The sequence below is a fragment of the Desulfosporosinus acididurans genome, assembly GCF_001029285.1.
Classification (GTDB): domain Bacteria; phylum Bacillota; class Desulfitobacteriia; order Desulfitobacteriales; family Desulfitobacteriaceae; genus Desulfosporosinus; species Desulfosporosinus acididurans.
The window spans coordinates 41350-66426 of record NZ_LDZY01000014.1 but is presented as its reverse complement, the minus strand read 5'-3'; the positions used below and the strand labels follow the sequence as shown (position 1 = coordinate 66426).

Annotated in this window: 26 protein-coding genes; 5 read left to right on the top strand and 21 right to left on the bottom strand. The window is 40.0% G+C overall.

Going from position 1 to position 25077, the window contains the following annotated elements; all coding sequences use genetic code 11:
- Window positions 1-10: 10 nt before the first annotated feature.
- From hgcA to DEAC_RS17740, 4 genes are all read right to left on the bottom strand, one after another.
- Window positions 11-1015: a mercury methylation corrinoid protein HgcA gene (gene hgcA / locus DEAC_RS17755; RefSeq protein ID WP_047811421.1), complete on the bottom strand. Its 1005-nt coding sequence runs from the start codon at window positions 1013-1015 to the stop codon at window positions 11-13.
- 22 nt (window positions 1016-1037) lie between these two features.
- Window positions 1038-1451 (bottom strand): arsenate reductase ArsC, encoded by a 414-nt coding sequence (locus DEAC_RS17750; RefSeq protein ID WP_047811420.1) that lies wholly within the window; start codon window positions 1449-1451, stop codon window positions 1038-1040.
- Window positions 1452-1486: 35 nt separating this feature from the next.
- On the bottom strand, window positions 1487-2548 hold the full coding sequence (arsB, locus tag DEAC_RS17745; RefSeq protein WP_047811419.1) for an ACR3 family arsenite efflux transporter: 1062 nt from the start codon (window positions 2546-2548) through the stop codon (window positions 1487-1489).
- Window positions 2549-2692: 144 nt separating this feature from the next.
- Complete coding sequence (locus DEAC_RS17740; protein ID WP_047811479.1) at window positions 2693-2998, bottom strand: ArsR/SmtB family transcription factor; 306 nt, start codon at window positions 2996-2998, stop codon at window positions 2693-2695.
- 170 nt (window positions 2999-3168) lie between these two features.
- Here DEAC_RS17740 and DEAC_RS17735 point away from each other — a divergent pair, with 170 nt between their 5' ends.
- From DEAC_RS17735 to DEAC_RS17720, 4 genes are all read left to right on the top strand, one after another.
- Window positions 3169-3474, top strand: a complete 306-nt coding sequence (locus DEAC_RS17735) for an ArsR/SmtB family transcription factor (protein WP_047811418.1) — start codon at window positions 3169-3171, stop codon at window positions 3472-3474.
- A 13-nt stretch (window positions 3475-3487) separates the two neighbouring features.
- Complete coding sequence (locus DEAC_RS17730) at window positions 3488-3727, top strand: thioredoxin family protein (RefSeq protein ID WP_047811417.1); 240 nt, start codon at window positions 3488-3490, stop codon at window positions 3725-3727.
- A 258-nt stretch (window positions 3728-3985) separates the two neighbouring features.
- Entirely contained in the window at window positions 3986-4957 is a 972-nt protein-coding gene (locus DEAC_RS17725; RefSeq protein WP_047811416.1) for a permease, read from the top strand.
- 73 nt (window positions 4958-5030) lie between these two features.
- Window positions 5031-6218, top strand: a complete 1188-nt coding sequence (locus DEAC_RS17720) for an MFS transporter (protein WP_047811415.1) — start codon at window positions 5031-5033, stop codon at window positions 6216-6218.
- 722 nt (window positions 6219-6940) lie between these two features.
- Here DEAC_RS17720 and DEAC_RS17715 read toward each other — a convergent pair.
- Genes DEAC_RS17715 through DEAC_RS24830 form a run of 3 tightly spaced genes read right to left on the bottom strand, consistent with a single transcriptional unit; the run spans window position 6941 to window position 9022 of the window.
- On the bottom strand, window positions 6941-7789 hold the full coding sequence (locus DEAC_RS17715; RefSeq protein WP_047811414.1) for an SDR family oxidoreductase: 849 nt from the start codon (window positions 7787-7789) through the stop codon (window positions 6941-6943).
- Window positions 7789-8841, bottom strand: a complete 1053-nt coding sequence (gene uxuA / locus DEAC_RS17710) for a mannonate dehydratase (protein ID WP_047811413.1) — start codon at window positions 8839-8841, stop codon at window positions 7789-7791. Before uxuA ends, DEAC_RS17715 begins: the two co-directional genes overlap by 1 nt.
- Before the next feature lie 4 nt (window positions 8842-8845).
- Window positions 8846-9022 (bottom strand): glucuronate isomerase, encoded by a 177-nt coding sequence (locus DEAC_RS24830; RefSeq protein WP_152671434.1) that lies wholly within the window; start codon window positions 9020-9022, stop codon window positions 8846-8848.
- 77 nt (window positions 9023-9099) lie between these two features.
- Between DEAC_RS24830 and DEAC_RS17705 the strand changes: the two genes are divergently transcribed.
- Entirely contained in the window at window positions 9100-9636 is a 537-nt protein-coding gene (locus DEAC_RS17705; RefSeq protein WP_047811412.1) for a hypothetical protein, read from the top strand.
- A 104-nt stretch (window positions 9637-9740) separates the two neighbouring features.
- Here the strand turns inward: DEAC_RS17705 and DEAC_RS17700 are convergent, their stop codons facing one another.
- The 14 genes from DEAC_RS17700 to DEAC_RS17635 all read right to left on the bottom strand — a co-directional run bounded on the left by DEAC_RS17700 (window position 9741) and on the right by DEAC_RS17635 (window position 24920).
- A complete protein-coding gene (locus DEAC_RS17700) occupies window positions 9741-10172 on the bottom strand; it encodes a GNAT family N-acetyltransferase (RefSeq protein WP_047811478.1) in 432 nt (143 codons plus the stop codon).
- Between the two features lie 127 nt (window positions 10173-10299).
- Window positions 10300-10743: a hypothetical protein gene (locus DEAC_RS24285; RefSeq protein WP_047811411.1), complete on the bottom strand. Its 444-nt coding sequence runs from the start codon at window positions 10741-10743 to the stop codon at window positions 10300-10302.
- Between the two features lie 41 nt (window positions 10744-10784).
- Entirely contained in the window at window positions 10785-12068 is a 1284-nt protein-coding gene (locus tag DEAC_RS17690) for a (Fe-S)-binding protein (protein WP_047811410.1), read from the bottom strand.
- Window positions 12069-12070: 2 nt separating this feature from the next.
- Window positions 12071-13459, bottom strand: a complete 1389-nt coding sequence (locus DEAC_RS17685) for an FAD-binding oxidoreductase (protein ID WP_047811409.1) — start codon at window positions 13457-13459, stop codon at window positions 12071-12073.
- 268 nt (window positions 13460-13727) lie between these two features.
- Window positions 13728-14846 (bottom strand): 2-hydroxyacyl-CoA dehydratase subunit D, encoded by a 1119-nt coding sequence (locus DEAC_RS17680; RefSeq protein WP_047811408.1) that lies wholly within the window; start codon window positions 14844-14846, stop codon window positions 13728-13730.
- Window positions 14839-16107 (bottom strand): 2-hydroxyacyl-CoA dehydratase subunit D, encoded by a 1269-nt coding sequence (locus tag DEAC_RS17675; protein WP_047811407.1) that lies wholly within the window; start codon window positions 16105-16107, stop codon window positions 14839-14841. The genes DEAC_RS17680 and DEAC_RS17675 overlap by 8 nt, the downstream gene beginning before the upstream one ends.
- Window positions 16108-16125: 18 nt before the next feature.
- Window positions 16126-16911 carry an acyl-CoA dehydratase activase gene (locus DEAC_RS17670; protein WP_047811406.1) on the bottom strand — a complete coding sequence of 262 codons (786 nt, stop codon included), beginning with the start codon at window positions 16909-16911 and terminating at the stop codon, window positions 16126-16128.
- A gap of 44 nt (window positions 16912-16955) precedes the next feature.
- Window positions 16956-18512, bottom strand: coding sequence for an acyl CoA:acetate/3-ketoacid CoA transferase (locus DEAC_RS17665; RefSeq protein ID WP_047811405.1), 1557 nt, complete (start codon window positions 18510-18512; stop codon window positions 16956-16958).
- 155 nt (window positions 18513-18667) lie between these two features.
- On the bottom strand, window positions 18668-18853 hold the full coding sequence (locus tag DEAC_RS17660; protein WP_047811404.1) for a hypothetical protein: 186 nt from the start codon (window positions 18851-18853) through the stop codon (window positions 18668-18670).
- 66 nt (window positions 18854-18919) lie between these two features.
- Window positions 18920-20068, bottom strand: coding sequence for an acyl-CoA dehydrogenase family protein (locus DEAC_RS17655; protein ID WP_047811403.1), 1149 nt, complete (start codon window positions 20066-20068; stop codon window positions 18920-18922).
- A 958-nt stretch (window positions 20069-21026) separates the two neighbouring features.
- A complete protein-coding gene (locus DEAC_RS17650; RefSeq protein WP_053006486.1) occupies window positions 21027-21989 on the bottom strand; it encodes a C40 family peptidase in 963 nt (320 codons plus the stop codon).
- Between the two features lie 160 nt (window positions 21990-22149).
- Window positions 22150-22923 (bottom strand): ABC transporter ATP-binding protein, encoded by a 774-nt coding sequence (locus tag DEAC_RS17645; RefSeq protein ID WP_047811402.1) that lies wholly within the window; start codon window positions 22921-22923, stop codon window positions 22150-22152.
- Window positions 22910-23944 carry a FecCD family ABC transporter permease gene (locus tag DEAC_RS17640; RefSeq protein ID WP_152671432.1) on the bottom strand — a complete coding sequence of 345 codons (1035 nt, stop codon included), beginning with the start codon at window positions 23942-23944 and terminating at the stop codon, window positions 22910-22912. Before DEAC_RS17640 ends, DEAC_RS17645 begins: the two co-directional genes overlap by 14 nt.
- Window positions 23945-23957: 13 nt before the next feature.
- Window positions 23958-24920, bottom strand: coding sequence for an ABC transporter substrate-binding protein (locus tag DEAC_RS17635; RefSeq protein ID WP_047811400.1), 963 nt, complete (start codon window positions 24918-24920; stop codon window positions 23958-23960).
- Between the last annotated feature and the right edge of the window lie 157 nt (window positions 24921-25077).

Sequence of the window (25077 nt, the reverse complement as noted above, 5' to 3'; positions counted from 1 at the left end):
TCCTTTTGTGCTAGATAAAGCTATTAACCAAAATCAAAATAACCCCTAAAACTATCGAAATAATAATCGCCGGAATAGCCGTTTTCATCTCTTTCAATACACCCGAGAAGGAAGTAAACGTTGAAGCCCCTGTGAAATTCATAGCCAGGTAAGCAGAAAGTGAAGGTAGAATCAACAAATAACCTAGAGCTTTCAATAAGCTATATTGCGGTGCATAAGGCCATCCATTAAACATATTTACGATGAGAGCCCAAATAAGTCCTAATAACCAGCCTTTCCAAGCAAAAGCCCGTCCGGGAATCCAAGGCAGCAGTACCGGAGTTAATACACATCCAACTATCAAAGCACCTAAATACCCGTAAAAATCAACGAAGCCGAATGGCCCTATCCCAATAAGGTTTAGCAAAAAAAGCACTCCAAATATCATTAACGAAGGCCGAATAGTATTAACCAATTCAACCGGAGTCAAAACCAACCTATCATAGGCACTGAACTTAACCCTTCTCATCTCGGAAGTAGCCTTCATTCCGGCATTCATAAAGTCCCTAATATCCTTAGCCCTTACCGGTCCATAGATTACTCTGAAACCAGAATACTTTAATACTTCGTGACCGATGACACCCGGTGCTCCCAATTGTGGTAGTATTAAATTTCTATGAGAAACAACCTTGTCCAACTGAGTGATAGCAATACGGTTTATAATTTCTGTTGTCCCAAATGTCCCCTTGCCTGCGGCACACCAAACGTTAATTCCTTTGGTATCTATAACCATGATATAGGCATCAAATCCGCTTAATTCTTTTCTTAAGCTGTCAAAGCTCATTTTATAATTTGCTGAAACAAAAACGGGAGAAGATTTATCAGGGTTTCCAATTCGATAAAGCCCCGGCTCTACTTTGTAGTTCATTCGATTAATTCCCCATCGTACCTTCCAAGAGCCTAAGATATCTCGAAACGTCAGTTCACTTGAAGTTTGATTAATCGTAATTTCTCTCCCCATGCTGATATCCAACATAGTCTTGCTCCTTCTGCAAACATTAACCCTTTATCTCATGGTTAATGATTCGATTCTTTAAGTCTAAGATCTTCCTTTCGATGATTCTTGCCACCTTCGTGAACTCAGCATCATTTTTACCGGTTGGATCTTCGAGTCCCCAATCTTCTCGATACTTACAAGGTACATAAGGACAATTCACATTACAGCCCATTGTAATGACAATATCCGGTGTAGGAATATCCGAAATACGCTTAGAGAACTGCGTCTCTTCCATGTTAATATCGTACAGTTGTTGGATAATCCGAACGGCATCAAGATTGATATACGGTCTCGTTTCTGTACCAGCTGAATAGGACTCAAAAACATTCGATGCCAGCTTTTTACCAAGAGCTTCAGCCATTTGTGAGCGACAAGAGTTGTGCACACATACAAACGCAACTTTAATCTTATTCATTAGTATTACCTCATTAGAAAATTAATTTCTATCTCTCAACTTTTTTGCAATCCGAAATATTTTCGACGCCAGCTCAATGCAACGTTTACAAGAGCAATCATAACCGGCACTTCAATCAACGGCCCTATCACAGCGGCAAATGCTTGACCGGACTGAATTCCGAACATAGCGACTGCAACGGCTATTGCCAACTCAAAATTATTGCTCGCCGCAGTAAACGATAAACTTGTTGTTTGAGCATAATTTATACCCATCCGTTTACTAATAAAAAAGGACAGCGTAAACATAACAGCAAAATAAATAACGAGCGGAATGCCTATCTTTACAACATCAAGTGGTAACTGAACAATATAACGACCTTGATAACTAAACATAATAACGATGGTAAATAACAAAGCGATCAATGCTAATGGGCTTATTTTGGGAACAAATACACCTTTATACCAATCAGTTCCCTTAGCCGGTTCTAAGAAAAGCCTGGTCAGCATACCTCCTAGGAATGGTATACCTAGATAGATTCCTACGCTGGCCGCAACATCACCCATCGAAACATGGACCTGCATTCCTTTCAGGCCAAATACTCTCGGCAAAACCGTAATAAACAAATAGGCATAAACGGAATAAAATAACACTTGAAATACAGAGTTAAAGGCTACCAGGGCCGCCGCATACTCAGAATCTCCTTCAGCTAAACTGTTCCAAACAATGACCATGGCAATACAGCGGGCCAATCCAATGAGAATTAACCCAACCATGTACTGAGGATAACCACGTAAAAAGATGATCGCCAGTAAAAACATTAAGACAGGCCCTATCACCCAGTTCTGAATCAAGGACAAGCCTAAAACCCGACCATTTTTAAAGACCTTCCCAATTTCTCTGTAATTAACTTTAGCTAAAGGGGGATACATCATAACGATTAAACCAAGAGCAATCGGTATTGATGTCGTTCCAACTGACAAGTGATCAAGAAATTGAGAAAACGAAGGAACAAAGTAGCCTAATCCTACTCCAACTGCCATAGCCAAAAAAATCCACAACGTTAAATATCGGTCCAGAGTAGAGAGTTTGCGACTAACAGGTTTATCTTGATTCATTATTTATCGCCTCCAATTTTATTTGATTATTCATAAAAGCATATAAGCTTAATCATAGGTGAAGTGTGTTCAAATAATCACAATAACTCAAGGCCACCTTGTCATATCAATATATTTTGATGATTAAGCACAAAATAATAGGGGTTATAGTTGAAAAATAACCCCCAATTCTTTGCTATACTCTCGTATTGCCTCCTTTTTCAGAGTATAATATTTCCACTTTCCCTTGGGCATTTCTGTGACTAGCCCACTTTCGCAGAGTTCTTTCATGTGGTATGAAACACGAGACTGAATCATACCAAACTCCTCCATAATCTCACAATTGCACACGCCTTTCATATCCGTCTCACATTGAGATGATGTACATCCTTTATGGTTGAGGAGCATCAATAAAATTTTATAGCGAATAGGATCGCTTAGAGCTTTAGAAATTTTAACTATATCTATCATAGAAGAAATTATATCAAGTTTTTTTGATATGAACAAGTGGCATTTGTATTTTAGTTTAGTTTAGTTTTCTTTGTGACATTCATTAAAGATGAATAACTTGAAATTGATTATATAAGTATTTTATAATATAATTAATTAACAAAGCAATTATGCCGAAAAAGGTGAACATTATGAACCAAATTGAATTGAGTGCCAAAGTTCTAAAGGCGCTAGGCCATCCTATTCGTTATAAGATTGTCAAATTTTTGCTTGATGAACCGAAATGTGTCTGTAAACTCACTGAAGATGTAGAATTTAGCCAATCTAACTTATCACAACACTTAAAGATCCTCAAAGAGGCCGGTCTACTCGTCAGCGAGAGAGTTGGTCTCAATGTTCATTACCGTATTAGCAATGAGAAAGTAAAATCAATTATCAAACTAACGGATGATTTTGCTATTGCCCATATTAAGAGCATTCAAGAATCTATTACTTAAGGAGGAACTGAAAATGGAGATTAAAATCCTAGGCAGCGGTTGTGCCAACTGTAAGAAATTAGAGGCTAATGCCAGAGAGGCTATTGCAGAGATGGGAATCGATGCCTCAATAACAAAAGTTGAGGATATTAAAGAAGTCATGAAGTATGGCGTCATGAGAACCCCGGGATTTGTGATTGACGAAAAGGTTAAATCCTATGGAAAAGTATTGTCTGCTGCAGAAATCAAGAAATTAATTCAAGCACAAGATTAAGCAAAGGTTCCTTGCCTATCATTAACCATGATACTTAACTTTAAAACCGCCATCTGAGGATGACGGTTTTTTTGTTCTTTTAGGCCTGCTTCTCTTGAAAAATAATAATTACATATTATAATAATATTAGAAAATACTTAATTACTTATTGGGGGGTGAACTTCTATCAGGTGCGTCTCTCTTATCGAGTTAAAGACCAAAGCCGCATCATTTTCCAAACAAATAACCCGTTAAAATAGTAATACAGGAAGTGATTATATGTTTACCTGGACTCAAAACTTAGCTGATTGGCTGATCTACTCCGTATTTAATATTGCCAAAGATTCAAAACTTGGAAGTGCGCTCAACTTTTTTGTCTACGACACCATCAAGATCTTCATCCTTCTTTTCTTAATCATCTATGCCATTACCTTTATTCGCAGTTTCTTTCCACCAGAAAAAACCCGTAAAATTCTTGCCAATAAAAAAGGACATACCTTTCTTGCTCACATCCTCGCAGCGTTGCTGGGAATCGTCACTCCATTTTGTTCTTGTTCAGCGGTACCCTTGTTTATAGGCTTTGTTGAAGCCGGTATTCCCTTAGGGGTAACATTCTCTTATTTAGTTGCTGCCCCAATGGTTAATGAAGTAGCTCTCGGGCTCTTATACAGTCTTTTCGGTCTAAAAATCGCCCTCATTTATATTGCTTCTGGAGAAATCATCGCCATCATCAGTGGTCTCATCTTAGGCAAGCTTGGGTTAGAAAAGTATGTCGAGGGCTATGTCTATGAAATTGAAATTGATAATGATGGTCTCGAAATACCTATTCCAACGTTAAATGAAAGACTTCGTGATGCCTGGGTTTTCACCTTGGATCTCATTAAGAAAATATGGATCTATGTTGTGATAGGTATTGCAATTGGGGGATTTATGCACGGATGGATCCCTAAGGATGCGCTGGCCAAATACGCCGGGAAAAACAATCCTTTTGCTGTGTTGGTCGCAGTTCTCTTCGGCATCCCGTTATATTCGAATGCTGCTGGAGTCATTCCGCTGGTCAGTGAGTTAACCCGAGCAGGTGTCGCTATGGGCACCGCACTTGCTTTCATGATGGCGGTCACCGCCTTGAGCATTCCAGAAATGATCTTACTGCGTAAGGTTTTAAAGCCAAAACTGCTTGTGATTTTCGTGACTATTGTAGGCTGTGGAATCATTTTTACGGGTTATATGTTTAACTTTATCATTTCATAATTTACTCTTAAACTCATTGGTTGTTTTGAGACTAAGTTATTCTCAAACCCCTAAGATTAGTGAAACGAGGTGTATGAACGTGAAGAAAAATCTTATCGCGTTGCTCGGTTTGGCCGGATTTATCGTTATGGCAGATAATTGGGTCGTTTCTCCCTTATTACCCGCAATTTCTCAAAATTTGAACATTGATATAGCAAAGGCCGGCTTATTAATCAGTGCTTACATGATTCCTTTTGGTATTTTTCAGGTTATCTTTGGACCGCTTGCCGATCGCTATGGCAAAAAACAAGTGATTACATTTTCCATGATTGCTTTTACTATTGCGACAGGTCTCTGTGCTTTCGGCAGCAGCTTGACGAGTCTAGCCCTTTTTAGGGCTTTGACAGGATTGTTTGCTGCTTCAGTAATGCCAATTTCCTTGGCTTTAATTGGCGATGTCTTTCCTCTTCAAGAGCGACAAGGTGCAATTGGCAGTTTTATGGGCATCTCTTTTCTCGGCCAAGGCTTGAGTATGGCCATTGGCGGAACCATTGCCTTTTTTCTGAACTGGCGAGGGGTTTTTGCGGCCTATTCTGTTTTTTCTCTAATCCCAACAATTTTACTTCTTAAAAACTACAAAAGTCTGCCCTCTGATAAAAATCCTAACAGTAAACTACTAGCACCCTACAAAAGACTTTTGGCGACTTCCGAAAGTCTCCTCACGTATTTTATAGTCTTGCTCGAAGGGATTTTTATCGTTGGCAGTTTTTCCTACATTGGCTCCTATATAGCACAAACTTATCACTTTAATTTCTTTTATATCGGTCTCATCATGACAGGTTTTGGAATTATGTCGGTTATAGGAGGACGTTTAAGTGGTAAGCTCTCACAAAAACTTGGGGCCAGAACGGTATTAACTTTTGGATTGCTATTTGCTGCCCTGGCTGACTTTATTCTCTATTCTTTGGGTACAAATCTAATCCTGCTTATTTTAGGAGTCGCTCTGTTAGGACTTGGCTTTATCTTTACGCACTCGACATTATTGACCAGGGCCACAGAATTTGCCCAAAAAGCACGAGGAGCGGCCATGTCACTCGTTGCCTTCTGCTTTATGGGAGGCGGTGGTGTTGGCACGGCCATTGGAAGCAGACTCATAGCAACTTTTGGACTATTGCAGCTATTCATTATCTATGGAGTTGCCTTAGTTATTACTCTTTGCTTAAGTTTTGTTTTCATTCGTGGACATGTCGTTGGAATCACTGGGAGTCAAGCTAAGGTATGAACTGTCATTATTAAAAGCCTTCCTATAACAATTATGACCTTGCTTAAGGTGTAAATTTCCTCGAAAGCAAGGTCATTTTTTCGTAATAAATTAGTTCGTTCATTAATCACATTACCCCACTTAGACACAATTACCACAAATAATAAAGTATCGCCAAATGTATTTCATCTACAGTAGCAAATTACTGAACTACAGCCTAATCTAATGGTTGTACTGACTGGCTAGGTCCAATATTCTCCACGCAAGAGTACAATTGTTTACATTTTTTTAACCGCAACTACACATTCCTGAAAGGGCCTCATCGCGTATTCCAAATACATCCACCTGAACCACGTTTCTTCCTTCCTCATTAAATTGTACTATACGTTAATTATTGGAACAATATTCGCTCTTTTTAATTGTCAATGTCTGTAATCATTACGCCTCCTTCCTATTACTTTCCAATAATCGCTCAATCACTTCTTGCACTAAAAGAATATAATAGCCCGCAAAGTCAATCACTGCCACCCCTGCGAGCTTGAATATTTGTAATAAATCTTATGTTTTTATGACAGTACCCATCCCTAAAAGTTAACAGCACGTCATTCATTAGCAAAGGCCGTGTCTTTTTATCTATAACCGCAATTCAGAGATCTTCAAGAATGACGGTAATTCCCCCGTGTTAATATGTCATCCATTTCAATTACCTCAGAATTCTTATCTAGTGCCAGGGCACACCTGTTTTAAACTCCCGAATAAGCACTAAAACCGCCGTCTACCGGAATTACCACACCGTTGATAAAGCTTGAAGCAGGCTTGGCAAGCAGGAATAAGAGTGTACCGATGAGCTCCTCTTCTTCACCGAAGCGTCCCATAGGCGTATTGTCAAGAATCTTGGCCGTTCTGGGTGTAGGAGTTCCATCGTCATTATATAATAGCTGGTGATTTTGTTTGGTAACAAAAAATCCCGGAGCCATAGCATTAACACGAATACCGGTTTTTGAGAAATGCACCGCCAGCCACTGGGTAAAGTTGCTGATCGCAGCTTTGGCACCCGAATAGGCAGGTATTTTCGTAAGAGGCGTATAAGCATTCATGGAAGAAATATTAATGATACTGGCATCTTCTTTGCCCAACATATCTACGGCAAACACCTGACTAGGAATCAGCGTACCCAAAAAATTTAGGTTAAAGACAAATTCAACACCCTTAGGATCAAGATTGAAAAACGTTGCAATATCCTTATCCAGGTCACCTTCAAGATAGTATTCGTTTGTTGTTGTTGCCCGCGGATGATTTCCCCCTGCTCCGTTAATCAGAAGGTCACAGCTCCCTAAATCAGCGTTTATCTGAACTCTAGCCTGTTCTAAACTTGCTTTATCAAGCACATCAACTTTATAGGCCTTGGCAATTAATCCTTCTGCGACGATATCATCAGCATATTGCTGGGCATTTTCTATATTACGGTCTAACAGAGCAACCTTTGCTCCACACTGGGCAATAGCTTTAGCAAACATGCTGCAAAGCACGCCGCCCGCACCGGTCACAACAGCTACATTATTATTCAAATCAATATCAAAAGGTATTTTCACTAAATATTCCTCCTCATTTTTCCAAGAGTTTCCCAGATTCCGGTGATATAACTGGCCCCAAGTGCCCGGTCAAATAGGCCATAGCCTGGTTTACCCGTTTCGCCCCAAATCATTCGGCCATGGTCAGGTCTTAAGTAACCTTCAAAGTGATTTGCGTGGAGAATAGATAAAATTTTTACGATATCCAAGGAACCAGAATCTGAAAAGTGAGCACTCTCTTCAAAACCGCCATCATCAAGAATTTTCACATTGCGAACATGCATGAAGTGAATTCTGCCTCGTGCGCTGTATTTATCAATCATTGCATAGATATTATTGAGTCTTGAACATCCTAGTGACCCTGTACAAAAAGTCAAGCCATTATAAGGGCTATCAACGAGCTTGAGTAAACGATCAAGATTCTCTGCACTGGTGATAATCCGCGGCAGGCCAAAAATATTCCACGGTGGATCATCCGGGTGGATGGCCATTTTGACGTCAGATTCTTCGGCAATGGGAATAATTTCTTTCAAGAAATATTCAATGTTTTCCCATAGCTGCTCTTCATTGATTTTGGCGTATTGCTCAAAAAGGAGCTTTAAGTCTTCTTTTTTGTAACTGGAATCCCATCCCGGCAGGGCTAATTCGCCTGAAAGAGGATCCATCTTTTTCAGCTGATCTTTGTAATAAACCAGGGCTGTTGAACCGTCGGACAGTTTTCTATCAAGCTGGGTCCGAGTCCAATCAAAAATGGGCATAAAATTATAACAAATGCATTTAACACCGAATTCACCTAGTCTGCGAATAGTTTCTTTGTAATTTTCAATGTATAAATCACGGGTTTGAAGGCCTAGTTTAATGTCCTCATGGACTGGGACACTTTCAACAACATCAAACAACAGGCCTTTTTCTTCAACCATTTCCTTTAGTCTTGAAATACTCTCATGACTCCACACTTCTCCAACCGGCACGTCATAGACGGCGGAAACGATGCTTTGCATGTTCGGAATCTGGCGAATATACTCAAGTTTTATAGGGTCTGATTCACCATACCATCTAAACGATAATTTCACTTTTTCACCCCACTTCTAAATGCATCCAATGATAAATAGGGTTTCCAACAAAATAAGGTAATATATCGGCAAACACCAAAAACTTTTCTTCGTAAGAAGTGAGATAGTGGTCCCAAAAAATTGATGAAGGTAGATTAGCTATGTTCTTTAATAAAATAATTATGTTTTTCAGAAGGCCCATCTCCCCTTTTATATATTCACTTTTTAAGGCGAATTGTGTATAATATAAATAAATTTAATAGCGAGGTGAATCAAACCATGAAATATTCCTTTATTACGTCATTTTCTGTCGAAGAATGTGAAAATAAGATAGATCACATTAATAATATTAATGACGAGTCAATTTCCATTATTTCGAGCCCCCATCAAATTGCAAAAATCAACCGAAAAAACAACACATTTTGGACTAGTTCCCCAAATTTGGCAAGAGATGCTTTTCCTTGGATTTTCAAAGGACAATTCACAAAAACAAATGAGGGGACGCTGATCAACGGAGAATTCAGTTTGTCCAAATTTGTCTTAACCATAGCGATAGCGTGGGAACTATTAGCATTTTACGTTTTACTTACCGGTATTGAAACAAACCATCTTAAAGTAATTTTAGCTGCATTTGTAATGACAACAGGCATATTATTATTGTTGTTTGCCGGCATTAATATGAAACGTCAGATGATAATTGATTTTATCATCAAAACCTATGAAGCCAAAACACTCACCCCAAACAGTATTGATTTACCTGTTCTATCTATTAAGTCTAGTAAAATAAGATACGTAACCGAACCCCGACGACAATAGCCGCCGGGGTTTTAATTTATCTAAAGAGATGCCAGTTAAAAAATAGCGGAGATTATCTGAATGCAAAGCATGGGGAATATTTGAATTACGTACCGGTACAAACACTATATATTTTTTTCATTAATGCTCAAATTTCTATAAATCAAATCACTTCTTCTACTAAAACCAAGGGACTGCCAAAATTTGTTTCCTAAATCATTTGACGAAAACACAACAAGTGCGACTTTGTTTATTTCTTCTTTTTTTAAAGCATTAATCACGTTATCTACCAATGCTCTACCTATTCCTCTTCCACGATAATCCGATTTGACTGCAGTGTGATAGATGTATCCTCTTCTACCATCATGACCACACAATATTACACCAACAATGTTATTTTCTACTTGAGCGACAAAATTCGTTTTAGAATTTCTTTTTATGAATTTTTCAATACCTTCAATTGAGTCATCCAGGCTACGCATACCCATACCTTCAGTACTTTTCCATAATTGATTAACTTTGTCATAGTCCTTAACGGACATTAATCTTATATTCATAATTCTACCTCGCAATGCCATTATCTACCCCTTTACATGCTCGGCATAGGTGCCCCGTAGTAACTATCTAAAATTGAGCCATAATTCTTGACCTGCCAACGAAAAGAATCTATTGTAAACAGGTGCATTATCCTTTCCTTTCATCTTTCATGCCGCGTTTGCCGACACTTTCTCCATCTAAAACCTCCGGACTAGGGTAGATGCCCTGTTTTTCCAAAAGTTTGCGCAGTTTTTCGATCTCGCGCACAATAACTGCAGTCGGACTATATAATCCCAGCACATACTGCTGGTATTTGCGTGCCGTGGCAATGGATGCCGCTTGTTCCGGTGAAGAACATTCCAAAAGGCTGAGACGCAGGAAACCCAGAAAACGCAGGGGATCGAGAAAGCTGACGACAATTTCATAGTTTAAGAGATTACATATATCTACCTCAAACAGCTGGCCGACCAGTGCTGTGGCACGAAAGACGGGGGCAGGTAAGAGATGCACCTCATCATAAATGATAGCGAAAGGCGATCTCGCTTCACCGATATTGTGGAGCGAGATCGCCTTAAATTTAATGATTAGCAAGGAAAAGTGGGGACTCAATTAGGGTTAGATTATTCAATTTTTTACTTACCGACTCGATAAGACTCGGCCAAGATTTGAACAGTATGCAATACTTCTCGGTCAAATCCAGCATTTTCGATCCCACTTTGCAGCTGCAGCCGACAAGCCGGACAACCCGTTGCTACAGTATCCGTATTAGTCGTCTGGATATCTGCTGTTTTACGATCAGAAATTTGTACGGAGAGATCCGGGTGTACAAGACTGAATGATCCAGCCATACCACAGCAACGACCCGGCTCTTTCATTTCAATTAATTCCACACCGGGAATGCTTTTTAAAATTTCACGCGGTTCTTTGCTAATCCCCTGTCCACGGTTTAAGTGACAAGGTTCATGATACGTCACTTTACGCCTTACTCGACCCAAACCTTCTTTCTTAAAGGGAACTTGATGAATCAGGAACTCAGAAATATCATAGGATTTTTTAGCCCATTTATCCGCCAGGGCTTTAAATTCGTGATCATTTTCAAGCAACTCTCCATAAACATGCTTCCAAGCAGTACCACCTGAAGAACAGGCGACAACTAAGGCATCCGCCCCCATTCTCTCAAATGCCCGCAAATTACGTTTGGCCAAAGAACATGCTGAATCCACATCCCCATTGACCGAGGCTGGGATACCACAACAGGCCTGGAACTTAGGAATGACAACTTCGATGTTATTTTCTGTAAGCACCTCGATCACCGCTCTGCCGATGTCCGTGTAAAAATAGTTGATCATACAGCCCGTGAAGAACCCAACTCTCATCTTTGGGTTTTTAATCGTAACCACTTCAGGGAACTCGGAACGCAAGGTCTTCTTGGACAACATTGGGAACAATTTCTCCTTACCTATCCCAACATCCACGCGCATACGTGCTAATTTGCTGTGTCTACTCGGCGCGTTTTTCAAGGCAACACCTTGGAATATACTTCCCGCCTTCATCCCGAAATCGAACATTCGCTGCATCTTCAACGCAGTAAAGGCAATTTTTTTGACTGGATGCAGCCCTTTTTTTCGGACGGCTTCCGCTCTTGCTGCCAGAATAATTTTATCAAACCGAACCCCGCAGGGACAATTGGTATTGCAAGCCATACAGGTCGTACAAAGGGAAAAACGATCTGCCATTCCCTTAGTCATCTCTGCTTCTCCCGAGAGAATGTATTCCGCTAAACTAATCTTTCCCCTGGCAACTCCGACTTCTTTGCGTGTTTCCTTGTAAATGGGACATACCGCCATGCAATTTCCGCATTTCATACATTTATGGAGTTCTTCGGTAATCGAATCCAGTGAATCATATACGGACACGATCAGTCCCTCCTTACCATCTTCAAGGGGTTCAATACATAGTTGGGATCCATGGCTTCTTTAATGCGCCGCAAAGCCGCCACACCTGCTTCTCCAAATTCCAAGCCAAGATATTTCATTTTGGCGATACCAATTCCATGTTCACCGGAAAGGGTTCCTCCAAGCGCTATCGCCGTTTCGAAAATCTCGTCTACTGCCATGTGCACTCTTTTCATTTCTTCTAATTCACGTTCATCGGTTAAAATTGTGGGATGTAGATTCCCGTCTCCTGCATGGCCGAATGTAGCAATTTGCAGATTGTATTTTGTTGCAATTCTACGGATTGCTTTAAGCATATCCGGAATTTTACTTCGGGGAACGGTCGCATCTTCAAGTACGGTCGTCGGTCGTTTTTGAGCGAGAGCAGGAAGCGCGCTGCGACGAGCCAACCACAAAAGATCGCGCTCTTTATCATCTTTAGCGATTTTTACCTGAACAGCTCCTTCCTCTTTCAAAATGCGTTCTACCAAAACAGCTTCTCGTTCGACAACTTCCTTGTAGCCGTCCACTTCACATAAGAGAACCGCTTCCGCGTCCATCGGAAGTCCCGCATGCACAAAGTTTTCCACGGTCTGAATAGTCGCATTATCCAAGATTTCAAGCGTTGCGGGAATAACTTTATTGCGAATTATGGCTGCAATGGCCCTCCCCGCTTTATCAATATCATCAAAGACCGCTAAAATGCTCTTACGTGCTTCTGGAGCTGGAATTAGTTTGACGATTATTTCAGTGATAATCCCCAACGTTCCTTCGGCCCCAGTAAAGAGAGCTACTAAATCATACCCTGTAACGTTCTTGACCGTTTTTCCTCCCCAACGAATGACTTCTCCGTTCGCCAAGACCATTTGCAAGCCCATGATATAATGCTTAGTTACACCGTATTTCAGCCCACGCAATCCTCCCGAACACTCCGAAACCGAGCCGCCCATAGTTGCTGTGGTGACTGTACCTGGATCCGGCGGGTACAACAAGCCGTATTTTGCCGCTTCATCATTGAGAGCCTGAATGATCACCCCGGGTTGAACTGTTGCTGTTAAGTTATCCTGGTCAACTTCCAGGATTTTGTTTAGGTTAAGCATTGAGAGAACGATACCCCCTTCAATGGGAATAGTTCCCCCACTAAGGTTCGTTCCAGAACCACGAGGGTAAATAGGGACATGGTGACGAAGGGCGATTTTCACGACATCTGCCACCTGTTCAGTAGATAGAGGTGCAACCACAACATCCGGCTTATGATGTTTCATCGCCGCAGTTGCGTCATAAGCATAGGTCAATAAGTCTTCCTGCTCTGTGAGGACATTTTCACGACCGAGCACTTGAACAAGGTCTTCCAAGACTTCATGAGCTAACATCCTTATACCTCCTTATAACCCTTCGGATATGTACGCCGGTCAGACCACATAATGTAAAATCATTTTAAGCAAACTTAAACTTAAATAAGTAATTATAATTCTCGACTTAACAAACTAAGTGGGAAGGGTCACATATCACCTCTTCCCACAAAGTCAGGATGCAAACAAACAACAAGAGACATTACCTAAAGAGATACGCTTTAAATTTCTATTAACTTATAATTCAGAAACAAGTTCAATTCAGAAATAAGTTTTCTACACTTAGAAATTACAGCATTTCACTAAAACTTTGAACTCTGGTTTTAGTCTGTTCAAAGGATGTTGTTTCAAGGTCAATTTCTATAAATAAGCTTTTAATTCCAGCTTCTTCAAACTGTCTATAGTAGATTGGATAGTCGAATTCTTCGGGGTCACAGAACTTCATCATGCAAACCACAACGGCATCTGCCTTAGATGATTTAACCGTATCGATAAGCATTGGACCTCTTGATTTCTTCGCATCTGTAGCAAGAGAACAACCATCGAATTCTTGCCACCATTTAGCCAATCTATATAGTGGGTCTGGGCCTAATGGAACATCATTTCTGAACTGTCTCGATTCCTGTGCAAGGTCGTCTGCAACAACAGCAAAACCGTTTTCTTTTAGAATTTCTAATACTTCATTTGGTTCAGCCATAATTCCTGTTAAAACAACCCTTTTACCTGTAAAGTCCTCAACAGGTAACGATTTAAGCTCTGAATTCAATTCTTTTACCATAGCCGTATGTTTAGATTTTTCCATAAAAGATCTTGCTTTTATAATAGCATGACGTTTTATGGGATCAATAATCTGAGGATAAGCAGCGGCTATGTCCACAAATTCACGCATTACTTTACGATTTTCGTTATAAATGTCAATGCTTTTGGTTAGTGCCTCATCGGTAATCTTAACATCCAATATTCTTTCGAGTTTTTCACGAACAAGCCTATATTCCTCAGCAAGAAACTTATTTGCTGCTTCTAGTTTTCTGTTTTGAGGATGAGTAAATACGATGACAGGTGATGTTCCTTTCCATTTTTGACTAAGACATTTTAAGGTGTCACAAGGAACGGGGAAAAGTATAGCTTCTAAATTATCATATACACCTTCCAGCTGCATTTCCATAACGGATTGCATAATCGAACAAGCAAAGGGAGGTAAAAAGGCACGGGCTTTAGAAATACTCTTCTGTCCTCCCCAAATACCTACTGGAAGAAGACCTGCAGCATGAATTATTTCTTCAGGAGCATAATAAGGCATAACACCTACTGCCCCTTTGCCGGTTTCTTTTTTATAATCTTCCATAGCCTTTTTGGGATTATTTGAAATAGAAGATAATTCACTTATAATAGTTTCAATTCTACTCATTAGAAACTCCCTCCTTATTCTGCTTCATCATTTCATCTAATGCCTGTATACGTGTATCGAATTGTGCAGGAGAAAAGTTACGAGGGTCAGTTTGGTCTCCATCAAAGCTCACATAGGGTAAATGATTTCCTTTTTGTAATATATCGGCAGTTTCTACATTTAGAAAACTCATTAGCTTACAGCTTCTGTTCTGATGATAAATAACTCCGTCACACTTTCCTCCACTAATTATGTCACTAAGAACCTTAACTTTGTTATCGAGACAAGTATTTATATAAATTCTAGTATAAGCTTCTGCCATTGAACTCATATCACCTGGTGTATAAGAAAGATTCCACAGACCAGGATAGGCTGAACCTGTCATTATATTTCCAAGATTCTTTAAGCCTTTAAATGTATGTCCAAGGTGTGGCCAAACAGCTATACCCTCCCATGTTACACGCTTTTGTTCATTTCCTTTAAACGCGTAGATACCATTTTTTAGATTTTCCTCAAGTTCATCTGCAAACTTTTTAAAGGTAATTTCTGCGTAGTCTCTACTTCTTGCACAAACTATCAGTGCCATATAGTTGAAAAGATCAAAACCGTTTAATGGTGATGGTTTATGTGATGACAAAGAAGCGATTCTGTTCCATTGGGCAACAGAACGTTGTGTTTGTTCCTGTACTTTTAAGAATTTGTCGTAGTCGAATTTCTTACCACAGATTTCCTCAAGCTGCGAAATGGCATTCTTAAACTGTTCCGCGATATAGTCCTTAGAATACTGTGGTATTGGCATTGTATGATTAAATGGAACATCAATGATGATCAGAGGAATATTTAATTCAACGGCAAGATTCTCATACCACTTAAGCAATGTGTTACAAATATTGTTGCATGTTATTACTAAATCAGGAAGGGGTATTCTTGCCGCTGGAGATTTTTCAAGCTTTTCTGGTGTTTTTCCCGTTAAAGCCTCTTGTTTTAAAAGTTCCATATAACCCATATTTACTCTTGCATAAGAGCAAGTATCCACGTTATAGCCTTTTTCATCTGCAACTTCAAGAACATCTAAGGCACCTTTTCTTGCACCAATACCCGCAGCGTGTGTTTCAGGATATATCATAGCAATATCCATAGTGACACAAAACTCCGAAGGAGCAACAGATGCAGACCAACAAACAAGTTTTCCTTCTTTTTTTGCCCGTCTCGCTTCTTCATATAATTCTTCTTGATAGAAACCTAACAATTCTTTGGCACTCATATTCGATGTATCAGTCATTTTCCATACCTCTTTCCTTTATTTATTTGCTCCAATAACTTCGTCGAAGGCAAATATAGCAGCTCCAAGTGCAGCTGTAGTTTGAGGATTAGGCGCTACGATTACTGGTTTTTTTAGTTCTTTGCTTATTGCCCTAACTACCCCTAAGTCTTTGGCAACACCTCCGCACATAACAATGTCCTCTTCCACCCCACATCTATAGGCAAGTCCACAAGCTTTGCTGGCAACTGACTGATGAACCCCCGCAATAATGTTCTCTTTAGCAACTCCGTTTGCAAGCTGAGATATTACCTCAGATTCCGCAAAAACTGTGCACGTGCTGCTAACAGTGGCAGGTTCCGTTGCACGAGAATCGTATTCTGCCATTTCATTAAGACTAACTTCAAGTACTCGTGACATAACATCAAGAAAACGTCCTGTTCCAGCAGCACATTTATCATTCATAAAAAACTGCTTAACGCAGCCTTTACTGTCAAGTTTAATTGCCTTAACATCTTGACCACCGATGTCAATAATTGTTTTTGCTGAAGGAACTAAAAAGAAAACTCCCTTAGCCTGACAACTGATTTCGCTGATTTGTTTGTGTGATTCTTCTACTGAAGATCTTCCGTAACCTGTAGCAATAATTTTAGCCATGTCTTGCAATTTAAGACCTGACTTTGAAAGAGCTTCATCTAGTACACGTTTTGGTCCAGTAGAACCTGTTCCAATTTGGATGACTTCAGCAGCGATAATATTCAATCCATCTTCAAGTATTACAACCTTTGAGGATGATGAACCAATATCAATCCCCATAGTAAACATAGATTAATCTCCTTCTTTAATTATTTCTTCAACTATTTCAATCATTATTTCTTCAGGTTTATTTTTTCTTCACTAAAAAGCCTTGGGTCCATAGTCTTAACATTTTTGTCAATCATAGGGGCAAAATCCATTAAATCTATAATTTGTGTTTGGATATCAATTCCAGGAGCAACTTCTATTAAGTTAAGCCCACCTTCTTTTAATTCAAATACAGCTCTTTCTGTTATATATAAGACGGGTTGTTCGGTTTTAATTGCATATTTTCCACTAAATGTAACTTGTTCTACTTGTTTTATAAATTTCTTTTGTCTTCCTTCTTGTTCTATTATTAATTTTCCATCTTCAATTTTTTCTTTTAGGCCACCAGCTGTAAATGTACCAAGGAAGAATACTTTTTTTGAATTTTGGGTTATATTGATAAAACCTCCACAGCCTGGTATTTTGGGACCAAATTTACTAACATTAATGTTACCCTCTTCATCGCATTCAGCTAAGCCTAAAAATGCCATGTCAAGACCGCCGCCATCATAAAAATCAAACTGACTATTTTGGTCAATAATAGCATCAGGATTTAACGTAGCACCAAATCTAGCTCCACCTTGCGGACTGCCTCCAATTGCACCCGATTCTACAGTTAATGTCATGTAACTTGCAATTCCTTCTTCACTTGCAACTTGAGCAACATACTCAGGTGTTCCTACACCTAAATTAACAACAGTATCCTTTACCAATTCCATAGCTGCTCTTCTGCCAATAACTTTTTTAATAGTCAAGGGGGTCATTTCAACATTACCTTCAGGTGCTCTTACTTCCCCGCAAAGTGCCGGATTATATTCTTGTCCAACACTTTGTTCATGATCTTTCATATCAACTACTTCTACAACAGCATGAACATAAATACCAGGTATTTGAACCAGTCTGGGGTCTAAAGTACCACCCTTTACAACCTTTTCCACTTGAACAATTACTTTTCCACCATTATTTTTAACTGCCTGCGCTATAGATGTAACCTCAATAGTAGCTACTTCTTTTTCTAGGGTTACATTTCCATACTCATCCGCATAAGTACCTCTAAGGAAGGCGATATCTAAAGGAAATGCTTTGTAGAAAAGCTTTTCTTCATTGCCGATTTTTATAACTTCTACTAAATCTTCTGTCGTCCTGGCGTTTATTTTACCTCCGCCATTTCTTGGATCAACAAAAGTACCCAATCCAACATGGGTAATTGTACCAGGCCTATGTCCCGCGGCATCTCTAATAATATATTCCAAAGTACCTTGTGGTAAGTTGTAACCTTCACATTTATTAGCTAGACACAGTTCGCCTAACTTTGGAGCGGTATTATAATGACCTGCTATTACTCTTTTTACCAAACCTTCGTGGGCAAAATGATCACCGCCTGTGCCGTTCCTGCTGCCTTGTGATGCTGGATAAAACAAAGTTATATTTTTAGGGCTGCCGGTCTCTAAAAATTTCTTTTCTATGGCTTTATAAAGTGCTTCTGCAAGAAGATTTCCAACAAATCCACATGTACAAAGAGTGTCCCCATCTTTAACTAAATCAACAGCCTCTTCTGCTGTCAGAATAGCAACCTTTCTCATATTAGGCCCCTCCTCCAATGTTTTCCTCAGTGACTTAACCTGCCCCGCAAATTGCGGGGCATTGAATAAGAATATTCCAATTATTAAGTCACTGCGGACACGTCAGTCATATGTGAGAGATTTCTTATGTCGCAAACTATTTGGTAACAGTTATTTTAAATATAGTCCTCTGCATAAAGATTTATGAATCCACAATTTAAACAAACATACTTTATTATCTTTTGACTTTGTGGAGGACTGTCGACTACTTCACTATTCTCTAATAAGATAAATGCATCATCTTTTGTTATGATATCCACCTGTTTTATTTGGCCAGAATGACAAGCAATACACTCTTTCATTCGTATCTCTCCTATCAACTTAACGACATCACTCCACAAACCGTCGGTTGTTCTTGAAAAATTAAATTATTTGAAAATATTTCCGGCAATAATCATTCTCATGATTTGATTTGTTCCTTCATAGATCTGAGTAATCTTAGAATCTCTCATCATTCTTTCAACATGATAATCCTTCATGTAGCCATTTCCGCCAAGCATTTGAACGCATTCTACAGTTACATGCATCGCTGCGTCTGTGCAAGCCATTTTTGCCTTCGCTGCTGAAACTGAATAAGGTCTTCCAGCTTGTTTATCAAGAACTCCTTTGTACAAGAGATACTTAGCTTGTTCAATTTCGATCTCTAATTCAGCCATTTTAAATGCTAAATACTGATTTTTGTATAAAGGCTTGCCAAACTGGATTCTATCTTTCAAATATTGTTTCGCTATATCAAATGCTCCTTCTGCGAGACCAAGTCCTTGGGCTGCGACTCCGAATCTTCCGCCATCAAGAGTCTTCATTGCAATGCCAAAACCTTTTCCCTCTTGTCCTACTAAGTTTTCAGCTGGGACAATACAGTCATCAAAAAGCAGTTCTGAAACTTGAGTAGCTCTTATCCCACATTTGTTTTCAATAGTGCCTATTGAAAATCCCGGGAAACTTTTTTCAATAATAAACGCTGATAATCCTTTTGTTCCTTGACTTATATCCGTTGAAGCAAATACTAAAAAGGTCTCAGAGAGAGGGCCATTTGTAATAAAGCATTTAGAACCGTTTAATACATAGTGATCTCCATCTCTTTTAGCTGTAGTTCTTACACCTGCTGCATCTGAGCCCGCATTTGGCTCAGTTAATCCGAAAGAACCAAATTTCTTTCCAGAACATAGATCTGGAAGATATTTTTTCTTTTGTTCCTCTGAAGCATTTTGATATATTCCTCCCATACAGAGAGAGGTACTTACCGAATATGAGATACCAACGGCACTATGCACTTTGGAAATTTCTTCGACGGCTAAGATGTAAGATAAGTAATCTCCGTCGGAACCACCATATTCTGATGAGAATGGTAAGCCCAACAAACCCATCTCGCCCATCTTCTTATACTGTTCTACAGGAAATATACTATTTGCATCGCTCTCATAGACAATAGGTTGAAGTTCCTTTTGTGCAAATGATCTTGCCGTGTTCATAATCATTTCCTGTTCTTCCGATAAACTAAAAGAATTAACATCCATTTTTAATTGCCTCCTCCTAAATTTTAAATAGCCTCTCGGCATTTGCCGAGGCAGTTGGGACAAGAGTTTCCTTGAACCAACTTTATTTTCCCCGGTGTTGGTACCTTCTACGACTTCTTCAAACGCCTTTGGAATGCCCGTAGAGACAATCTCAAGCCCTAAAAAAGGCCGAGAGACGCAAGAAGAAAACTAAGAGAGGTAAAAAGGGAGAAAAGGCTCAACGACCACGCCGGGTAAACTTAAACGTTTGGTCGAGCGGATGATTCTATTCCACATTTTTCGGACTCGAATTCTTGGCATCTCCGCGAATCATGGTTTACTTGGAGACGTTAAGGCGCTTACTATAAAAGTGTTACCATTTGCTCAGCTGGCTTAGATTTGCTCAGCTGGCTTCGAGATAAAGCGGCAGCCTCAGAAATCGTCAAATGTCGTTTTGCTCAAGGACAACTTACGACTGTTCCCTGAGAAACTGCGTGTTTCAGACAAATGAAAGTGAACAAGCGTGAAAAACGATTATTTGCCTTGTTCATCTTTAGAAAGAATATTTAATTGTTCGATACTTGTCTAAAAAATATAGAATTTCTATTCAGCCTACTTCAATAGGTTCACTTGATGTTTCGTAACGCAATAAAAACCCCATACCACCTCCCCTTTCCGAATTTGCAATTTAACAAATATTCAAATATGCTTGACAATTATATAATACATCGAATTTTCAATTTAATCAATATTCATATTTAAATGAATATTATAATTAATTGTCGTGTCTTGTCGCCTCTTACCTCACATGCATGGTTAAAAATAAAAAGAAGCGCCAAAACGCTCCCTCATCGCCAAAAAACTAATATATTGTTGGCCTCAACGTGTATTGATGTGTTTACTGCAGCAGAGTAAAAAAGCAACTAAGTCCAATGCTTAGTTGCTATATGTTTCAAGTTGAACTTAATGCCCTGCGCTCCTAGCTTATTCGACGGGCACCAAGGTATGAGCTCCTATAGTAAGGATCATCAAGGTTAGAAATACAAATACCTTTATTGGAATCAGCTGCGATGAACTTTCCGCCGCCGATATAGATACCGACATGCGATGCTCCCGGAGCATACGTAGAAAAGAATACTAAATCACCAGCCTGCAGCTGCTCCCGGCTCACTGAGACTCCCGATTTATATTGTTCTTCAGCAGTTCTTGGTAAAGAAATACCGACACCCTTAAATACGTATTGGGTATAACCCGAGCAATCAAACCCACTACGACTGTTTCCTCCGAAAACGTAGGGAACACCTAGTAGGCTTAGGGCATCATCCACAAGTTTTGAACTATCTGATCGCGAAACTTCAGGCACGGAGTCCGTATCCGTAACAGTCTTCACGGTTAGATATAATCCAGAAACCCATCCAGTTTGACCATTGTAGCTGACGTTATACCAATTACCGGTATTCTTGGCTATCACCTCAACTTGGGCGTTTTTAGGAATAGTAGTAAGTACTGCTGATGTAGCTGCATCTGTTTTACGTAGATTAAGGGCCGAAGCTGTAACTATTCCAACTGTCTTCGTATCTGATATAGTTTTATCGTTCCCGGATATTGCACTTGGCGTAGTTTCTGATGATGTGTCAGTAACCGTCTTAAGTATTAGGTACGCTCCCGAAACCCAACCAGTCTGACCATTATATTTGACATTGTACCAATTACTTGTGTTTTTAGAAATCACATCAACTTGAGTGTTTTTAGGAATGGCCGTAAGTACTTTCGAGGTAGATACATCTGTCTGACGTAAATTAAGCGCCGATGCAGTTACAATTCCAACTGTTTTAGTTCCGACTGATTTCGTTTCACTGTTCCCAGACGTTGCCGCCAATAAGCTTCGAGGTGATGCCAGTAGACACATAACGATAACTAATAATGTAAATATTTTCTTCAACTATTTCACCCATCTTTATTACATGTATCATTTATATATTCTACCTTTCTACAATATTTCCTGTAGGAATTGAATATTTTTATTTTCCTGGCAATTTGCTGAATGTCAACCGGCTTCCACAGCTAATAGTATAGGACGTTCACAAGATTGAAAAAGTGAGTTAGGTAAGTAAAAATTGAGGAACACCAAGCACAGGGTGGTTTATTTTAATCAAACTGGTGCCATAAACACTGGTAATAATTTCTTGGTCCATTACCTCTGTTGCATTTCCGCATGCTCTAATATGTCCCTGTTCCATCAAGAGGAATTTATCACAGTATTGTCCGGCAAGGTTTAAATCGTGTAAGACCATGATTACAGTAATGCCTTTTTTAAAGCGCCAGCGGCGTACATGCTGCATCACCAAGACCTGATGACCAATGTCCAAATAGGTGGTAGGTTCATCCAGAATCAACACAGTAGGCTGTTGAGCCATAGCACGTGCTAAAGATACCAGTTGTCTTTGGCCTCCGCTAAGGGTATTAACCGATTGGTCTTGTATCTCCCACAGACCTAGGGTTGTGAGCACCTCTTCGACAATCAAATCATTTTGGCGGTTAAGCTCACTGAAAGGTTTTAACCAAGGATAACGGCCCATGGCAACAACTTCTTTTACTGTAAAAGGCAAGGGAGCAGTTCCTTCTTGTTCTAATACCGCAATCTGCCTGGCAAGTTCCTTCTTGCGATATGAATGTACAGTTTTGCCCCGAAACCGTACTTCACCTTGACTCGGAACGAGCAGACCGCTGATAACACGGATCAATGTCGATTTACCGCTGCCGTTCGGCCCGATAATACCAGTGCTTCCGCCTTCGGTTAAGTGAAAGTTAATGTTTTGCAGCACTGGCCCCCAGCCATAGTCCTGGCTGACACCGCATATTTCAAAAAGACTCACTTTTGCCCCTCCTTAACCCTTTTTTCAATAGATAAGCAAAAAACGGCGCACCTACAAAGGCTGTCACAACCCCTATAGGTAATTCCTGAGACGGTATTACAGCTCGGGCAATTGTATCTGACCAAAGGAGGAAAATAGCACCTGCCACAGTAGATAATGGTAAGAGAACCTTGTGATCCGGTCCAACTACCAAACGCATCAGGTGAGGTACGATTAAACCTACAAAGCCGATAATGCCAACTTGGGATACAGCCGCAGCCGTAAGTAGAGTACCCGCGGCCAGTATAGCAATTTTCTTTTTCTCCACTTCCATCCCTAAGTAAGTTGCCGCCCGTTCACCTAAAGCAATGACATTAAGATCGCGGTATTGCAGTAACAGGTAGACCATACCCGCTATAAAGTAAGGCAGCAGAATAACCACGTTCTGCCAACTGCTATTAGCCAGGCTGCCCATCATCCAAAAGACAATCTCTTGCATCTGGTGCCCTGCAATGGCAATGAGGAAGGTCAAAAAAGCGCCAAAAAGAGACTGAATGACTACACCGGAAAGAATTAAGGTTTCTCTATCCCGCTGCCCATGATGTTCCGCGAGTACCAAGACCAAAGCTAGAGATACGATGCCTCCGGCAAAAGAGACTAAGGGCAGACCCAGTTGGCCTAACCATGCTATGTTGTGCAAATAAACAATGTAGCCTGCAGCACCCAGTGCTGCACCAACCGAGACCCCTAAGATATAAGGATCAGCTAAAGGATTGCGTAAGATTCCTTGAAAGGCAACACCGGAAGCCGAGAGCATTGCTCCTACTAAGACAGCCAGGAAAATTCGCGGAAGTCTCAATTCCCAGATAATTGCATTTTGAACCAGGCTTCCGGCCGCGGGCATATACGGTAAATGATCGAGAAGAATTCGGAAAGACAAGCCTAAAGGCACATACACAGACCCGATTGATAGGCTGGCCAATATTGTAAGAAAGAGCAGGAAGAGTAATCCCACCGTCCATGGTATAATTTTACGTTTCATAAACATACTCATCTTATCGGAATAAACTGGGGTACAATGCCTTAGCGATGCTTTCCATGCCGTCGATAATCCTTGGGCCTGGTTCTGTGACCAAATCGCTGTTAAGCTCGACAACCCTGTTATTCTTTACTGCGTTAATATCTTGCCAACCTGGGCGTTTCATAATAGTTTGTTTGGCGTTGACGTTATACTCGCCATAGGAATATAAAATTACTTGGGGATTTGCCGCCATTACCTTTTCACTACTGTATTGAACCCAACCCTTGACATTTGCCGCAATGTTTATACCACCAGCCTTGCTAACCAATTCATCCATAAACGTGCCGCTTCCTGCTGTATACAAAGTCGGGTCAACTTCAATCCAAACCTTGGGACTATCTGTATCTTTTACCAGGACGACTTTCTTTTCAATCGCTCGTTCTTCATTTTGCATACTGTCAATGACTTTCGCCGCGGAAGCTTGGGTATCGGTAATTTTGCCAAATTCCTTGATGGTAGTGTAAACATTAGCTAGATCCTGGGGGTTACTAACAATTACCGGTATCTTTAAATTGCGAATTGCTGCAGTGGTTGTAGGGCTAATCTCTCCCAGAATGATTAAGTCCGGTTTGAGCTTAACAATCTGCTCTATGTTCGGGTTTAAAGTATCCTGAAACACATACTCTACCTTTTTTTGTACATTAACTGGATTGTTATCATATTTGGTTACAGCAATAACATTGTTGCCCGCTCCTATCGCGAATAAGGTTTCCGTGGCACTCGGTAAGATACAAATAATCCGCTCTGGCTTAGCCGGTATAGAAACTTCTGTCCCGGAATCATCTTTAATTGTCAGGGGATAGTTGGTTTGTGCTGAGTTTACTTTGTTTGTTTGATCCGTCGGATCCGTTGCTTGTTTAGCAGTTTGAGTACCGCAGCCAGTCAATATTCCTAAAACTAAAACCATTATGAGTAACAAAGGCAAAGCTTTTTTCATTACGACTAACCTTCCTTTCATAAGTTAAACTTTTAAAAACAAAAACCCTTCACTAACGGAAGGGTAAAAGTCTTGCCGGTATCAGGTATGATTACCGTTAACTTAGGTATTTATATCCTAACATTCCCGTAGGCAGTTGAAATTTGTGGAATTTTTC

Bases quoted from the DNA above. Each gene is read 5' to 3' on its own strand.
- DEAC_RS17675 (WP_047811407.1), bottom strand. From the start codon at position 16,107: ATGACTGATACATCGAATATGAGTGCCAAAGAATTGTTAGGTTTCTAT.
- DEAC_RS17655 (WP_047811403.1), bottom strand. From the start codon at position 20,068: ATGGATGTTAATTCTTTTAGTTTATCGGAAGAACAGGAAATGATTATG.
- DEAC_RS17680 (WP_047811408.1), bottom strand. From the start codon at position 14,846: ATGAGTAGAATTGAAACTATTATAAGTGAATTATCTTCTATTTCAAAT.
- DEAC_RS17635 (WP_047811400.1), bottom strand. From the start codon at position 24,920: ATGAAAAAAGCTTTGCCTTTGTTACTCATAATGGTTTTAGTTTTAGGA.
- DEAC_RS17640 (WP_152671432.1), bottom strand. From the start codon at position 23,944: ATGAAACGTAAAATTATACCATGGACGGTGGGATTACTCTTCCTGCTC.
- DEAC_RS17660 (WP_047811404.1), bottom strand. From the start codon at position 18,853: ATGAAAGAGTGTATTGCTTGTCATTCTGGCCAAATAAAACAGGTGGAT.
- DEAC_RS24830 (WP_152671434.1), bottom strand. From the start codon at position 9,022: ATGGGCCTTCTGAAAAACATAATTATTTTATTAAAGAACATAGCTAAT.
- DEAC_RS17725 (WP_047811416.1), top strand. From the start codon at position 3,986: ATGTTTACCTGGACTCAAAACTTAGCTGATTGGCTGATCTACTCCGTA.
- DEAC_RS17735 (WP_047811418.1), top strand. From the start codon at position 3,169: ATGAACCAAATTGAATTGAGTGCCAAAGTTCTAAAGGCGCTAGGCCAT.
- arsB (WP_047811419.1), bottom strand. From the start codon at position 2,548: ATGAATCAAGATAAACCTGTTAGTCGCAAACTCTCTACTCTGGACCGA.
- DEAC_RS17740 (WP_047811479.1), bottom strand. From the start codon at position 2,998: ATGATAGATATAGTTAAAATTTCTAAAGCTCTAAGCGATCCTATTCGC.
- DEAC_RS17730 (WP_047811417.1), top strand. From the start codon at position 3,488: ATGGAGATTAAAATCCTAGGCAGCGGTTGTGCCAACTGTAAGAAATTA.
- DEAC_RS17670 (WP_047811406.1), bottom strand. From the start codon at position 16,911: ATGTTTACTATGGGGATTGATATTGGTTCATCATCCTCAAAGGTTGTA.
- hgcA (WP_047811421.1), bottom strand. From the start codon at position 1,015: ATGTTGGATATCAGCATGGGGAGAGAAATTACGATTAATCAAACTTCA.
- DEAC_RS17750 (WP_047811420.1), bottom strand. From the start codon at position 1,451: ATGAATAAGATTAAAGTTGCGTTTGTATGTGTGCACAACTCTTGTCGC.
- DEAC_RS17705 (WP_047811412.1), top strand. From the start codon at position 9,100: ATGAAATATTCCTTTATTACGTCATTTTCTGTCGAAGAATGTGAAAAT.
- DEAC_RS17665 (WP_047811405.1), bottom strand. From the start codon at position 18,512: ATGAGAAAGGTTGCTATTCTGACAGCAGAAGAGGCTGTTGATTTAGTT.
- DEAC_RS17720 (WP_047811415.1), top strand. From the start codon at position 5,031: ATGAACGTGAAGAAAAATCTTATCGCGTTGCTCGGTTTGGCCGGATTT.
- DEAC_RS17685 (WP_047811409.1), bottom strand. From the start codon at position 13,459: ATGTTAGCTCATGAAGTCTTGGAAGACCTTGTTCAAGTGCTCGGTCGT.
- DEAC_RS17700 (WP_047811478.1), bottom strand. From the start codon at position 10,172: ATGAATATAAGATTAATGTCCGTTAAGGACTATGACAAAGTTAATCAA.